The 13,778-nt window shown below is 40.4% G+C and carries 15 protein-coding genes; 3 read left to right on the forward strand and 12 right to left on the reverse strand.

Going from position 1 to position 13,778, the window contains the following annotated elements; translation table 11 throughout:
* Positions 1-16: 16 nt before the first annotated feature.
* The 4 genes from OKX00_RS16530 to OKX00_RS16545 all read right to left on the reverse strand — a co-directional run bounded on the left by OKX00_RS16530 (position 17) and on the right by OKX00_RS16545 (position 3,924).
* Positions 17-796 carry a hypothetical protein gene (locus OKX00_RS16530; protein ID WP_265408070.1) on the reverse strand — a complete coding sequence of 260 codons (780 nt, stop codon included), beginning with the start codon at positions 794-796 and terminating at the stop codon, positions 17-19.
* 33 nt (positions 797-829) lie between these two features.
* Positions 830-1,972: a WXG100 family type VII secretion target gene (locus OKX00_RS16535; protein WP_265408071.1), complete on the reverse strand. Its 1,143-nt coding sequence runs from the start codon at positions 1,970-1,972 to the stop codon at positions 830-832.
* A gap of 276 nt (positions 1,973-2,248) precedes the next feature.
* Positions 2,249-2,737 carry a hypothetical protein gene (locus OKX00_RS16540; protein ID WP_265408072.1) on the reverse strand — a complete coding sequence of 163 codons (489 nt, stop codon included), beginning with the start codon at positions 2,735-2,737 and terminating at the stop codon, positions 2,249-2,251.
* A 158-nt stretch (positions 2,738-2,895) separates the two neighbouring features.
* Positions 2,896-3,924, reverse strand: coding sequence for a serine hydrolase domain-containing protein (locus OKX00_RS16545; RefSeq protein WP_265408073.1), 1,029 nt, complete (start codon positions 3,922-3,924; stop codon positions 2,896-2,898).
* A 212-nt stretch (positions 3,925-4,136) separates the two neighbouring features.
* On the opposite strand from OKX00_RS16545, the gene OKX00_RS16550 reads away from it, so the two are divergent.
* A complete protein-coding gene (locus OKX00_RS16550; protein ID WP_265408074.1) occupies positions 4,137-4,280 on the forward strand; it encodes a hypothetical protein in 144 nt (47 codons plus the stop codon).
* 193 nt (positions 4,281-4,473) lie between these two features.
* On the opposite strand, the gene OKX00_RS16555 is transcribed toward OKX00_RS16550, so the two are convergent.
* Positions 4,474-4,977: a GNAT family N-acetyltransferase gene (locus tag OKX00_RS16555; RefSeq protein ID WP_265408075.1), complete on the reverse strand. Its 504-nt coding sequence runs from the start codon at positions 4,975-4,977 to the stop codon at positions 4,474-4,476.
* 97 nt (positions 4,978-5,074) lie between these two features.
* Positions 5,075-5,602 carry a DinB family protein gene (locus OKX00_RS16560; RefSeq protein ID WP_265408076.1) on the reverse strand — a complete coding sequence of 176 codons (528 nt, stop codon included), beginning with the start codon at positions 5,600-5,602 and terminating at the stop codon, positions 5,075-5,077.
* 193 nt (positions 5,603-5,795) lie between these two features.
* Between OKX00_RS16560 and OKX00_RS16565 the strand changes: the two genes are divergently transcribed.
* The gene (locus OKX00_RS16565) at positions 5,796-6,113 is read left to right on the forward strand and encodes a hypothetical protein (protein ID WP_265408077.1); all 318 of its coding nucleotides are present in this window, start codon (positions 5,796-5,798) and stop codon (positions 6,111-6,113) included.
* Between the two features lie 67 nt (positions 6,114-6,180).
* Here the strand turns inward: OKX00_RS16565 and OKX00_RS16570 are convergent, their stop codons facing one another.
* From OKX00_RS16570 to ric, 3 genes are all read right to left on the reverse strand, one after another.
* The gene (locus OKX00_RS16570; RefSeq protein WP_265408078.1) at positions 6,181-8,619 is read right to left on the reverse strand and encodes a DEAD/DEAH box helicase family protein; all 2,439 of its coding nucleotides are present in this window, start codon (positions 8,617-8,619) and stop codon (positions 6,181-6,183) included.
* On the reverse strand, positions 8,620-8,943 hold the full coding sequence (locus tag OKX00_RS16575; RefSeq protein WP_265408079.1) for a nucleoside triphosphate pyrophosphohydrolase: 324 nt from the start codon (positions 8,941-8,943) through the stop codon (positions 8,620-8,622).
* Between the two features lie 167 nt (positions 8,944-9,110).
* A complete protein-coding gene (gene ric / locus OKX00_RS16580; RefSeq protein WP_265408080.1) occupies positions 9,111-9,830 on the reverse strand; it encodes an iron-sulfur cluster repair di-iron protein in 720 nt (239 codons plus the stop codon).
* A gap of 207 nt (positions 9,831-10,037) precedes the next feature.
* Here ric and OKX00_RS16585 point away from each other — a divergent pair, with 207 nt between their 5' ends.
* The gene (locus OKX00_RS16585) at positions 10,038-10,763 is read left to right on the forward strand and encodes a Crp/Fnr family transcriptional regulator (RefSeq protein WP_265408081.1); all 726 of its coding nucleotides are present in this window, start codon (positions 10,038-10,040) and stop codon (positions 10,761-10,763) included.
* A 51-nt stretch (positions 10,764-10,814) separates the two neighbouring features.
* Here the strand turns inward: OKX00_RS16585 and OKX00_RS16590 are convergent, their stop codons facing one another.
* From OKX00_RS16590 to OKX00_RS16600, 3 genes are all read right to left on the reverse strand, one after another.
* Positions 10,815-11,066: a MerR family transcriptional regulator gene (locus OKX00_RS16590; RefSeq protein ID WP_265408082.1), complete on the reverse strand. Its 252-nt coding sequence runs from the start codon at positions 11,064-11,066 to the stop codon at positions 10,815-10,817.
* Between the two features lie 287 nt (positions 11,067-11,353).
* A complete protein-coding gene (locus OKX00_RS16595; protein WP_265408083.1) occupies positions 11,354-12,145 on the reverse strand; it encodes an enoyl-CoA hydratase in 792 nt (263 codons plus the stop codon).
* 12 nt (positions 12,146-12,157) lie between these two features.
* Entirely contained in the window at positions 12,158-13,774 is a 1,617-nt protein-coding gene (locus OKX00_RS16600) for an ATP-dependent acyl-CoA ligase (RefSeq protein WP_265408084.1), read from the reverse strand.
* Positions 13,775-13,778 lie beyond the last annotated feature (4 nt).

The following is a 13,778-nucleotide window of genomic DNA, read 5'->3' on the forward strand; positions in this document are numbered from 1 at the left end:
AGCTCAGTTTCTTCTTTTATTTTGCTTTACGACTTTGTTTTTTTATCATCGCTTTATTCTCACGCTGATATTCTTGCCAAGTTATGTTGAAAGAAGGGAATTTACGTTTGCAGTAGGCTAACAAATGAAATTCTGCTGTACCTACAGCAACACCATAAAGTATGACTGATAGAACAAAGTAAAAGATCATATCCCCCAATGAAGTTTCACCAAAGTTATGTACATAAATTAATATCAATAAAACGAAGGTATAAACTAAGGCTGCAATAACCGTATAAATAAAAGTTTTATTGAAAAATCCAGTAGAGTTTTCTCCCTCATTAAAAGCTCCATTTTCAGCTTGTTTAAAAGTATTTAGCGTGCATAAGAAGTGAGTAATTATTCCGCCCGCTATCAATAATCCTACATATATTAGCGTAGGAGTATCATTTGGAAAGTTAAAAACCCCCCGAATGACTACAGTAACAAATCCAATGGTTGCGAGTTGAAAAGAATAAAACAAGGTCACTTTTGAAAGCGACTTTTGAAACTTAATAAACCTCTTTGGTTTTGAATAGAAGAATAATAAGACGATCTGCAAGCTGTAAAACAAAAGCTCAACAATAACTACTATCTTTTCAAAAGCAGTTGGAAAAGCAGCCCAGCCAAATCTAACTAACCCAAGAATAATAAAAAACATAACCATGGAACTCCAAATGATCGTTCCATACATAAATGAAACATTATTAACAGGATTAAGCCGATTTTTGGATGTAACTTTAAATTCAGATAAGTCTTCTTCTTTAATGTTCCACATATATTTCTCCACCTTAATAATTAACGAGTAATTCTACCAGAAAACAGAAGCAATCTTATGTGTTACTCCCTTTATCGCTTTTTTCGTGCCGCTAACAATGCTCTCTCCTCCAAGGAAGTCCGATTTATAATTCATTGCAAACGAGGCAGCGATACCCACACCAGCGCCAACCACCGTTCCCACAGGTGGTACAATTAACGAGCCTACAGCAGCTCCCGCACCGGCTGAAGCAGCAATTGAACCAATATCTACTGCTGAATCTGTAACGATATCAGCCGCATCCATACCTTGCCAGCCGTCTTTTTGTGATTCTATGACATTACCGGCAACGGATAATGCAGATCCTACCACAGCTAATCCTTTTACTGCTTTTCCAACTTTTCCAACCTCTTTAAAGGTTGATTTCCATTTCGCTGGATTGAGATTTTTCAAACTGTCGGCATACGATGATTTAAAGCCTTTCAATCCTTGTTTCCCGAAAGCTTTAGTAAATCCAATTTTTTCAAGATCTTTTTTAAACTCTTGATGTGCTACAAAATCCGGTAATTTATAGATCGTTGCCTTTGCTTTTTTAATTTGTGATTTAGTCGTTTTTAAATCATCAAACTTAAAACCATTCCGAATATATTTCATGAAAGCATCATCATCTTTATTTAGCTTTAGCATCTTGGCTATTGTTACTAAATCTTTATTATTTCGTGCGGATAAGGTATACGCTCCTCTTCCCTTTCGGCCGGCTGGGTCAAAAAGAGTTTTGAAATCATATTTCCACTTAAGATACTGGCTAATCGTTAATGCAGTAGAAACCCTTCCATATTTAATACTTTTACTTACATTAGAAACCCCTTGCCTTACTGTAGCAAATAAAGTACCGCTCAAGAAACTAGTAAAGCCGTCGGCACTAAACAGTTGCTGATCCGCCTCGCGAAATTTAGTTTCCGTTTTCTTTACGACATCTTGGGCACTATGTAAAAGTGTACCATAATGCTCCATCTGTTGAATGAGGCTGTTATAAAGCGGACTGATGGCTGAAAGATTTATCCCTTGGCCATTACTTTGAATGGAATAATAATTTAATTGTAAGTTCGCTTTGATTTCTTTGCTCTGTGCTGCCAATTTGCCCACATCGGAAGCAAGAGCCTTAAGTTCATCCGGTTTCACATTTACACGACTCATTACTTTCTTCTCCTGCCTTTCTTCTCTCTTTTTATTGTAAAAAAGAAATAGGGCTGTATGTATTGGACTATATTACTAAAAACTCCCACTTTCTAATTCCCCTTCCTTCTAACTCCAAAACCCAAATAATACCATTATCTTAAAGATTATTAAGGCTAAAGAAAAACTCTAGATTCAAGAGCAGTGCCGTCCCAAGGAACAGCACTGCTCTTTTGTTTAGGCTCGTTTCGGAATGTTTGCCAAGGATTCTACTTTCTCTTTTTTATTGCGTTCTCGCTATCGAATGGGCTCCATGAAGTAATAGATCTGACGCTTTTTATCAATGGTAGGCGCAACTCGATTTCCATGGACAGTATCAATCCCATGAAGGTTTGATTTTGCTCTTCCCAGATAAACCGTATACTTGTGTTTGGACAGGGAATCTACCTTGAAATGAACAGAGGGTGAGGAATTATTTTTCTGGTTCTTTATTTGGATCTCAGGAGAAGACCGATACCAAGTATATTTTCCATTCTTTTTACCAATGTTGACGACACCTATAGCATCTCCATCGCTAACCTTCTTCTCGTAGAAGATAAAAACATCTCCCGCTATTTCGGTTCTTCCCATTATATCTTCTTGCGTAATTCCTTCTTCTTTCGCTCCTTTATGGATTGCACCATAGGAAGTATCATACCAAGTGAGATTCTCTTTCCCGGTCGCAAATAAAGAACACCCCGTTAGGAGTAGTATTCCTAAAATAATACAAAACATTTTTGCTTTCATTCCATCTTCTCCCGTTCTTTTACCATAGAAACAAATTCGGACCAGACCATAGAGTCCACCCGAAAGCCAGTAGTCAAAGTTATCCCTCTCTTAATCAATGAATTCACTTTTTTGTATACTTTAATAAAAGCATCAATCTAAACGAAAACAGCCTTTGTTTAAAAAGTAACCTCTTTCATTAGTTCACTCTCAATACCTTTGATCATGTCAAACGCTCCTCCCGACTGATTACTGCAAACAGAAATACAGAGTGAGGGATGTGGATAGAAGGCGGCTCGGAAATTCACTCCTGGGTCGTAGCCCATCAAAATGTGTTTAGTCACTGAATGTTTTTCAGTCTTCATCCAGATTCCATAGCCATATGCAGTTGAGTCATCTATACGGATATGGGGTGCAAGCAGCTGTTGAACGTTCTGTTTATCCAATAACCTCCCTGCCGTTAAAGCCTCCCATAACTGAATTATCCCGCATGCCGTGATATAGGCCCCGCCGTCTGGACCTCCTTTTGCCGGCAAGGAGAATATATTCGTCTTCCAGCTTCCATCGCTTTGATCGATATAGCCTAAAGCTGCTTTCGGCGGCAGACTGTCCGTTTCAAAGTAACCAGCATCCATTCCGACTCTCTCAAATATATTTTTCTCTACATAGTCGGTGAATGCCATTCCGCTAACCTGTTCAACAATCAAGCCAAGCAAGATATAGCCCGCGTTGTTGTAGTGAAACTTGCTTCCTGGATTGTACTTCATTTTTTCATTTTGAAACAACGGTAAAAAGTCTTTCGGACCACGAACGTGATACATCGGCTTGTTGATCCATAGTTCCTCGTAATCTTCCAAAACTTCTTCATCAAAGTAGTCAGGAATACCTGAAGTATGAGTCAGCAATTGATGGATGGTGATTTCCTGAGAAAAATGAGGGAAAGACTGGTTTAAACAATCTCCCAACAAAGAATGATAGGACAGTCGCCCCTCTTCAGCCAGCTGACAAATCGCAATAGCCGTAAACAGCTTACTGCCCGACGCAATTCCAAACTTTGTATCACTTACATTGTTCATCTTCTCTGAACGGTTCGCCAGTCCAAAACTACAATCTGCCAGGATTTGGTCCCCCTGCTTTACAAATACCGAGCCTGAAAAGTGAATTTCAGCGGCCAACGATTGTATGTATTCAATAATCTGCTTGTTCATAACTCTTCCTCCACCATCTATTCGTTATTCAAAACTTTGACATTCTTTTACCAAATCCTCCTTTTGATCACTAAGTTGCTTTTCTTATTTCTTCATATTTAATAAAATGAAAGTATCCAATCTATCTCGTCCATTAAAACACCACAAAAAGCCGAACCAATAATCATCGTAACCTCATACCCCTATGTTTCAATAGGAGGAGGTGAAAAGTGATGAAGAAATCAGGCTTCATTCTGGTGTTTTTTGTACTTTCCATGCTTATTCCGACAACCGCGCATGCAGGCTGGGATTACCAGGGCAGTGATGTCTTTACGAAGCAAAGCAAGAATTTCAAGTCCGGCGGAGGAAGCTTATGAGCCTAGCTTCCCTAATATCGGATTTGATAGCAAAGGCTGTGTCGTATACCACAATATTAGTAAATATGCAGACGGAACGGATGGACAAGCGGAGTTGTATATCAAGAAATGGACTGGAGGGAATTCAAAGGTCTATGCTTATGATTAATAGAACAACAAAAAGAGCATCGTTGCTGATGCTCTTTCATACTGCCTATTCAAAATCCAGACGCCAGTTGTTGCACTGCATTAAATTGCCCGGGGGATACTCAAACTGACACTCATTGAGAAAGGTAAAACCGAGCTTGCGGCAGATGGCATTGGAAGCCCCATTGCCGATCGAAGGAAAGGCATGAAGGAACTTGTGCTTTTTCTCAGCTACCGCTTGTGTAATCGCCGCTGCAACCGCTTGGCTCGCTATCCCCTTCCCCTGATGAGACAGTACTACACTCCAGCCGATTTCATAGACGGTTTCATCCGCCCAGACACTTTCCCAATAACCGACCGAGCCTGCTGCTTCACCATCATCCAGGATGACCGTGTACATACAGCCCCTGTCACCTAGATCGAGATAACGCTTATGGCGGCCAAGGATCAACTCCTCACTTTCCGGTCCGCCAAGATGCTTCGTCATCTCCCGGGTATTCAACTTATACAGCAAGTTGAGGTCTCCATCTGTCCATGGCCGGATTTGAAGTGAAGTTGTTTGTTCTGCCATCTTGCACCTCCATTTTTCTCTATCTCCATTTTACAATTAAAGGGAAAAAGATGTATACATTAAAATAGCCCCCTAAAATAGAGGGCTACACTTTTTGTTAAACTGGACTCTTAAACCCGTTTCTGTTCACAAATAAGTATAATCCGTAATCCTGCATGACAGACGGATGCCCCTCCTGACGCAGCATGGCGGCTACATTCCCGCGGTGATAGTTGCCGTGAGTAGAGATATGGAAGATCGTTTCGGTGGGCGTGGTGTCAAGCAGACCAGCGTATGGGTTATCAACCGTGAAGACCTTTTCCATTTCGTTTTGCTGGATAAAGGCTTTGTATTTCTCGCTAAGCTCATTGTACATCGTTTCCATTTCCTCCAGTGTACAGGCCTCTGCCTGCACTCTCACCTGATCATTAGCACCCCACACTTCCTTCATATCTCTGCCTTTCATCATCTCCAGCCACAGAGAATCCGTGAGGTAAATATGGACCATCACCATTTGAAGTGATGGAAAAATGCTTGGCTTCATTTCTTTTTTGTATAATTCCTCAGGAAGTTCTTTTAGACGTTCAAAGATCTTTGCGTTTGCCCAGGCATGATAGTCATACATTTCCTTTGCTTGGTTTTTCATAACGAAAGCCTCCCATTGCATAAAAGATTCCTAACCCAGTATGTATTCTACGGAAACCCCTCTTTCCCTTTTCTAAGGAAAAAAATGGTCATCTCCTCGATTCACCCCCACAAACCCCACGTCTCATTATAAATATGTTATAGAGTACATAAAAAGAAATGCTGAAAAAGGAAGGCACGAAGGAGGCATTATAATGGAGCCCTATGTGAAAGATGCTCTGCTTGAATGGAAAGAAGAGATGGAGACTCAGAAAAGAGAGATTGATGAAGAGTACGAGAAAGTAAAGACAGAACTTCAGCTCTATTCCTATAAATACGGAATCACCAAACAAGTCCTGCAATCCACCATCAACGAAGAAATGATCCGAAACATCAAATCCACCTACCAGGAACCATTCGAAGAAAAATACAACGAGCTTAAGCTGCAATTAAAGAAGCTTGAGGAAAAGCGGAATGTATTCTTGATGTTTGTGGAGAAAATTGAGGGTGCAGGAGTTAAAGAACAGAATTGAAGGAAAAACGCAGCCGTATACTGCGTTTTTTTTTAAGTAAAGTCATGGCATCATGGCCATGACTTTACTAAACAAGCAACTTTAAGTTTTCTTCTTTTCTTTCAAAATGCTCGTGCAGCCTATATTCGCAAATCTGCCGTGTCCACTCAAAAACTATTTCAGTAAGGGCCAATGGGATATCGATCTTTATTGCAAAGATACCTTCTTTAAATTCCGTTAACCCTTTAGAACTTCCGCTCCACTTGTTCATCGGCATATTTGCAATTAGCTTGCCTACCTTTTGTTCATCATACTCCCAAAGCTGTTTTGATGCTTTATCTGAAAAGTCGATACGTTTGCGATACTCCTTTTCCGTCAAATAATGATGGAAGTAAGGAGCAACGTCTTTAGGTGTAACCGGGATTAGCCAATTGTCCGCTCCTCTGCTGAGCATGTAGTCCAGAACCACCATCTTATAGCTTTTCGCCATACCGGTACTTTCAACTTCAACTAGCCAGTCTTCGTTTTCCATAAACGCATTCTTTTCTTCATTTGTCAGTTCATCCGCCCAATACAGAAAACCTGCATAAGACTTAAATTCCTGCTTGTATTCTCTGCTATTTGATCTACCTTGTAAATGAAGCTCCAAATAAGTTGGCCGTCTTCCAAGCTCTTTTTTTAGTTCAATGTAATCCCCGAGAAGTTTATCCTTCCTAGGCTGACGTTTTCGATTTAGTTCATCGAGCAAATTTACTGCTGCCAATTCAATATTCAATTCACAGCCAAAAGGTACAGAACGTATAGCAGCTTTTTTTCCGTTCTTCATTTCTCCAGGTTCCGCATTAAACAATTGAAGCTTAATATCTGCATTACGATAGTTACCAATTAAATCAATAATGACGCAGTGATCTTTGCCGGCAAACAGCCTCAATCCCCGACCTACCTGCTGAGTGAATACAGTAAGTGATTCTGTCGGACGGACAAAAAGCAGTGTATCAACAGAAGGAATGTCGACACCTTCGTTGAATAAGTCTACCGTAAAAATAATATCGATGGTTCCTGCGTCTAACCTCTGTATGGCTTCCCCACGTGTAGTACCCACTGTCTTAGAATTAAGACTAACTGTGATATATCCCTTACTATTAAAATAATCCGAGAGAAAGTTGGCCTGCCGGATAGAGGAACAGAAGGCAATGGTTCTTGTTTGCTTATGAGCTTTCCAGGCCTGCAACACTTTTTCTGCCATATCGTCACGCAGTTGAATGAAAGCAAGTTCTTCCTCATCATAGCGTGTTCCGAGCCATGTTATTTGGGAGTAGTCTGTATCATCATAAACACCATAATAGTGAAAAGGTGCCAACCACTGCTTTTGAATAGCTTCTATAAAATGAAGCTGATACGCGACGTTTCCTTCACAAATGGCATACACATCCTTGCCATCCATCCGATCAGGTGTTGCTGTAATTCCTAATAAGAATTTTGGGTTAAAAAAGTCTATTACTTTCTGATAGGAACCTGCAGCAGCATGATGAAATTCATCCACGATGATCAAGTCAAAATCATTGGGTTGGAAACCGGCAAGATGGCGATGAATACCAAGTGTATAAATAGAAGCAAAAACACAATCTGCTTCGCCCTCTTTTTCCTTTCCATAATATAATCCCATAGAGCGTTCAGGCATGATATCACGAAAAGAATTCCTAGCTTGTCCTAGAATCTCTTCCCGATGAGCAATAAAAAGAATTCGTTTAAAATTTTGAGCAAAAAATCCTGCAAGATACGTTTTTCCCAATCCGGTTGCCATGACAACCATTGCTTTATTGTAGCCTTCTTCCAAAGTCGTGTTCAGCATTTCAAGAGCTTCCTGCTGAGCCTGCCGGGGGGTTAACTGTCCATATCCAATTGGAGATTCCTTAATAATTTCCGGTTGCTCAATAAGGATTGGCAATGTCAAAACCTCTTCTTCAGATTTTGTCCATTGGCGCAGTAAATCGGGATGCCTTTCATGATACTTCTCATATTCATCCCTGTAATCTATTAAGGTTTCATGGTTAATGGATATCGTTTGTTCATGATGAAAAGTTTTAATAAACGCATCAAGAGCTTCCTGGTAAACCTCTTGATCTACTTCATTATTAATCATCAGGTTCCATTCCACACCACTCGTTAAAGCAGAATTGGATAAGTTGGACGAACCTACAATAAAAGAACCATTGCCATCCTCATTTTGGAACAAATAAGCCTTTGGATGAAAAGAACGCCCATTGCTTCGATAAAGCTGAATTTCAATTTTTGGGTCAATTTCTAGCAGCTTTTCAAGTGCATCAGGCTGAGTGACATATAAATAATCACCTGTGCAGATTTTAACTTCTGCACCTCTGTCCACTGCCTCTTTTAAAAACGGAGCCAGCAAGCTGACTCCTGATTTCATAATAAATGAGGTAAGAATATAAATAGAACTGGCATCAATCATCAAACCTGTAAGTTCTTCTCTTAAGTTACCAGTTACAAGTTTAATATTTTGCATTTAATCTTCCACATCCATGAGGAAGATACGTTTTTCAAATCCTCCGCGCATTTCTGCTTTTTCCTGGCGGACACGTTCAACCTCAAAAATATCGGATCCATGGATTTTTGCAAGAGCATGCATTAGTTCAAGCAAGTCTGCGAGCTCTTCAATGGCATTTTCATCGTTAGTTGCAGCAGCATATTCATCAAGTTCTTCATAGCATTTTTTCTTCAGTTCTTTTATGTAATCATCATTTTCCAATATTGATGTGTTGAATGATTTACCTGTTTTAGTTATGACTTCAGGTATTCTATCTCGTACTAGTTTGTTGTAGGTTGGCATGGTATAACCTCTTTTCATTGTAATTGAATAGGTACAAATTCTTTTTGGATAATCTTTTCAATTCACAACTTCATCTTATCATAAAGCATGATCTAGAAAATCCTTTTCTTAAATCCAAAAGGAAAGCCCATAATCCCTAATTCTTTTAGGATTGTGGGCTTTAACCTCTATCTCATTTTCTCCATTTCTTTCATAAGACGAGGAAACAGGATGTTGTTTTCAAGATGGAGATGCTGAAACAGGTCGGATTCGAGCTCGTCCAGTTTGACATAGGCTAATCTGTAGGTCGCGCATACGTCTTCTGGCGCACGGTAATCATTTGTGATGTCTCTCAGGTCTTTTAAAATCTGACTAATATGCTGATGTTCCCTTTCAAGGTCTTCTACAAATTCAGTGATGTCAATCAAAGCATTGAGTGTTGGATGCTTTTCGTAGGATATGATTTTAGGAAAGATGAGTTCTTCTTCCATGATGATATGCTGCTCGAGTTCAATCTTGAGAATGGAGAAAAGATAGTGAATACTGGACAATTCAGGATGTGACTTGCCATATTTATTGTAAATCTTGGTGATGATGGTTTGCAGGTTCGGCAACGCCATGTACAAATACGAATGATGGGCATCGATTATATACTGAATCAGAACCTTAAATTTCTGTCTCTCCCATTTTGTCATCTGGCGCTGCTCTTTAAAGTTCTTTACATACAATGTGTTCAGTTCATGAAGAATTTGGGTTGGATTTAGGTTTCTCTCCTGTAAAGCCTCCCCGATCGGCCGACTGCCACTGCAACAATAATCAATTTTGTACCGTTTGAGCAATGTCCCTGCTCTTGGACACCTCATAACAATCTCACGCGTTTTTACCGTAGGATCAAACACCATTTCCATGATAACTCCTCCTTCTGACTGTTTCCTTTTCTCAACTGTAACTCTTTGCCCCGTTTTTCACCGTGACTCTTATCACACCTATAGTTACAAACGAAATATAGGGGAGTTTCCCCCTGCACAATCGGGAAGTTCCCTGATTCTGAATTTCTTATCTTTTTCCTATACTTATGGAGAGATGTGTTAGGTGACGTGATGGAGGTTAAAGATATGAAAACGTGTGATATCCCGAGTGATTATAATTCGGTTCAAAATACAGAAATTTTCTCTGAGCAGACCCTTCGTTTGCTGGATGAATTAATGATGGAGTGCAAGATCAAAAAAGGAACAATGCTTTTCATGGATAATGAAGCTGCCGGGAAACTTTACTTTGTACGTGAAGGAATCATTAAAGGAACAAAAATGACTGAGGATGGTAAGGAGCTCGTCCTTTCTATGTTTCAGAACGGTGACTTAATTGGAGAGCTCAATGCTTTTGGCGATGAAAAGCATAATTTCAGTGCCGTAGCTTCCACCGACAGTGTTGTCGGCGTTATCCAGTCGGCTGACCTGGAAGAAATGATGCGAAAACATGGCGAGGTTGCCATAGAGTTTGTGCGCTGGACGGGGTTGATGCATCAGATCACTCGCTCCAAGCTTCGGGACTTGATGTTATATGGAAAGAACGGTGCTCTGTGCTCCACTCTCATTCGTCTCTCCAACTCTTACGGAAAAATGGGCAAACAAGGCATAGTTCTTTCTCTACAGCTTACCAATGCAGAGCTGGCTGAATTGATTGGTACCTCCCGTGAGACAGTCAATCGGATGCTAGGTGTCTTAAAGAAAGATAAAGTCATTGATCATGATGAAAATGGTAATCTTGTAATTACTGATCTGGACTATTTAAAGAATGTGTGCAACTGTGAGGAGTGTCCGTTGCAGGTGTGCAGGATTTAAAATAATAAACAGAAGGGTTACGGGTTTTTGTTAATATATAGATAAAGGTTTCTAAATCAAACGGCTGCATAACAGTTCCTGTAGACGTATACGCTTTTTCACATCATCTAACTGTACTTTGATGAGTTCAAGTGGATTAAAATTTTGATTCTCCAATATCTCTTTTATCTCTTCCAATGCAAGCCCTAACAGCTTAAGGGTCATAATTTGCCTGACTATATCTGACTTTGTATAAAGTCTATGGCCCGTATCTGAATACTGCGAAGGAGAAAATAGTCCAATCTTATCGTAATGATGAAGCATTCGTACCGTAAGTCCGGAACCTAACTATACAACCTGACACTGTGTTAGCTTCAAGCCCATTACGTTTATTTTTTCAAAAAAATTTAATCGAACCACCCCCTGGCCTTTTTTCAGCCTACTATTATTTATAAGACAAAACCCATACACACAAAGAGTAATGCCAAATTAGAAAGATCTTTTCAGCTTGCAATGCAGAATTTATGGACAAATAAAAAAAGCGAGGATTTCTCCCCGCTTACGCTATTTGTATAATAAGCTTCTTTTAAAAAATGTTTGGAGCTATAGAGTTATTTATGTTTAAAATCCGGTTTTCTTTTCTGTATAAATGCTTGAACACCTTCCACTACATCGTGTGTTTGAAAGACCTCACCAAAATATTTGGCCTCTACGTGAAGCCCTTCTTCCAGTGGACCATTACAGCCCTCATGAACCGATTTCTTAATATAAGATAGGACCGGCAATGATAATTCCGTTAGTTTCATAGCGATTTCTTTTGCTTTTTCTACCGACTTTCCTTTTTCAACTACATAATTAAGGAGACCTATTTTCTCTGCTTCTTGGGCCGTTATCGGCTGGCCCGTATACATCAGTTCCTTTGCCTTTGTCTCACCTATAAGCCTCGGCAGACGTTGTGTTCCCCCCGCCCCTGGAAAAAGTCCAAGCTTGATCTCAGGCAGTCCAATCAGTACATGTTCTTCCGCAATCCGCAAATCACAAGCAAGCGCAAGTTCACACCCTCCGCCTAATGCCACTCCATTTAAGGCAGCTATGGTAGGTTTGTTTAATTCATGGATTTGATGAAAGGCTCTTTGCAATTCCCTGGATTTCTGCTCTGGGAGCTCCTCTCCTTTCCCCATCCATTCAGGAAACTCTTTAATATCCGCTCCAGCCATGAACGCTTTGTCACCTTTTCCTGTAATAATCACAGCGACTATGCTTTTATCGTCTTCCAGTTCTTCTGCCCATGCAGATAACTCAGAAACCACATGGCGGTCCAGTACATTTAACGGTGGGTTATCAATCATTAAGATCGCTATTCCTGCTTCTTTATGACATGCGATTGCTTTTGTCCGCTCCATTTGCTTTCAACCTCACCTTCCATTTACCTTTAGCCTATAATTGGCTTGTTCCCTGTCCCATGCATCCCCAATACCAAGCGCTTTTAACTTGAATTTCTGAATCCTCTCAGTTGCTGTTTTTGGAAATGAATGGATGAATTCAACGTACCGGGGCACCATAAAATACGCCATCCGATCACTGCACCAGTCAATAATTTCTTCAGGAGTAAGACTTTGCTCCTTATGGAGAATGACATACAGCTTTACATCCTCTTCTCCTATTTCCGACGGAACGCCTACTGCAGCCGTTTCCAATACTTTTGGATGGTCATTCACCGCTTTTTCTATTTCCCATGAGGAGATATTTTCCCCCCGCCTTCTAATGCATTGTTTGGTTCGGTCTGAAAAATAAAGATAGCCTTCTTCATCTTGATAACCGCGGTCTCCAGTATGGAACCAGCCGCCTTTTAGAGCTTCGTCTGTTTTCTCCGGATTTTTGAAATATCCCTTCATCAGCACTTCTTCTTCCATCGGATGAATTAAAATTTCACCCAGTTCTCTAACCGGTACCTCATTATCTTGTTCATCTGCAATCTTCACTTTAACCGATGAAAAAGGCTTCCCCATAGAAGGTGGACGGTTGGCCGTCAAGGTGTTGGATATGCAAAAGCCGGTAGTTTCCGTTAGTCCATAGCCTTCAATAATTTGGACACCAAACCGCTCTTCAAATACCTTCCAAAACTCTTTTGGAGTAGCAGCACAGGCCGTTCGCCTTGCCGGGTTATTACGGTCATTCGGTCTTTCCGGCTGTTTGCAAAGGATGGGGATCATGGAACCGAGTGAATTAAATATGGTTGCCCGGTGATCACGGATCTCATCCCAAAAACGTGAGGCGCTGAACCTTTTCCCAAGAGCGATTGTGGCGTTTTGTGCAATGGCTCCCATGACAGTATGCGCTTGGGCATTAATGTGAAACAGCGGTAAAGATGTAAATAAAATATCGTCTGAAGTGGCTTGTATCATATGTTCGGCAAAGGCTTGTCCGGATTTCACATAAGAGGCATGGCTGAGCATCACTCCTTTTGGCAAGCCGGTTGTTCCTGAGGTGTAAAGAATGCTTTGAATGGCGTCTGGAAAAACGGATGGATCTATATCAACAGGCTGAGCAGTCTGCAGAAGCTGTTGATAGGAAAAAACGGGGTTGAAGTCGATATGAGGCTCTAATTCCGTTTTTTCGGAATCTGTGTCACTGTCATTAACAATAATGAGTTTCACTTGCCGGTTCAATTCAGAGATGCTCGGAAGAATTTGGGGAAGGAATTCATGATGAAGGATAATAGCCTTGCATTCAGAGTGAGATAAAATGTAGGTTAACCCTTTTCCTATTAAGTGTACGTTTAACGGAACAGATACGGCTCCCAAAAAGGACAGGCTAAACCATACATCCAAATATTCGGGGCAGTTATTTAACATGACACAAACATGGTCTCCGTTTTGAATATCAAGTTCCTTTAGCCCTGAAACAAGACGGCCTATTTTTTCATGCAACTGCTCGTAAGTAAATTTCTCCTTTTCAAATTGCAAGTACACTTTATCGGGGGTTTTCTCGATGTGATTCAGTAAAAAACTAGGGAAATTAGATCGTTCCAACTAA

It is taken from the genome of Fictibacillus sp. KU28468 (genome assembly GCF_026153615.1).
GTDB lineage: Bacteria > Bacillota > Bacilli > Bacillales > Fictibacillaceae > Fictibacillus_C > Fictibacillus_C marinisediminis.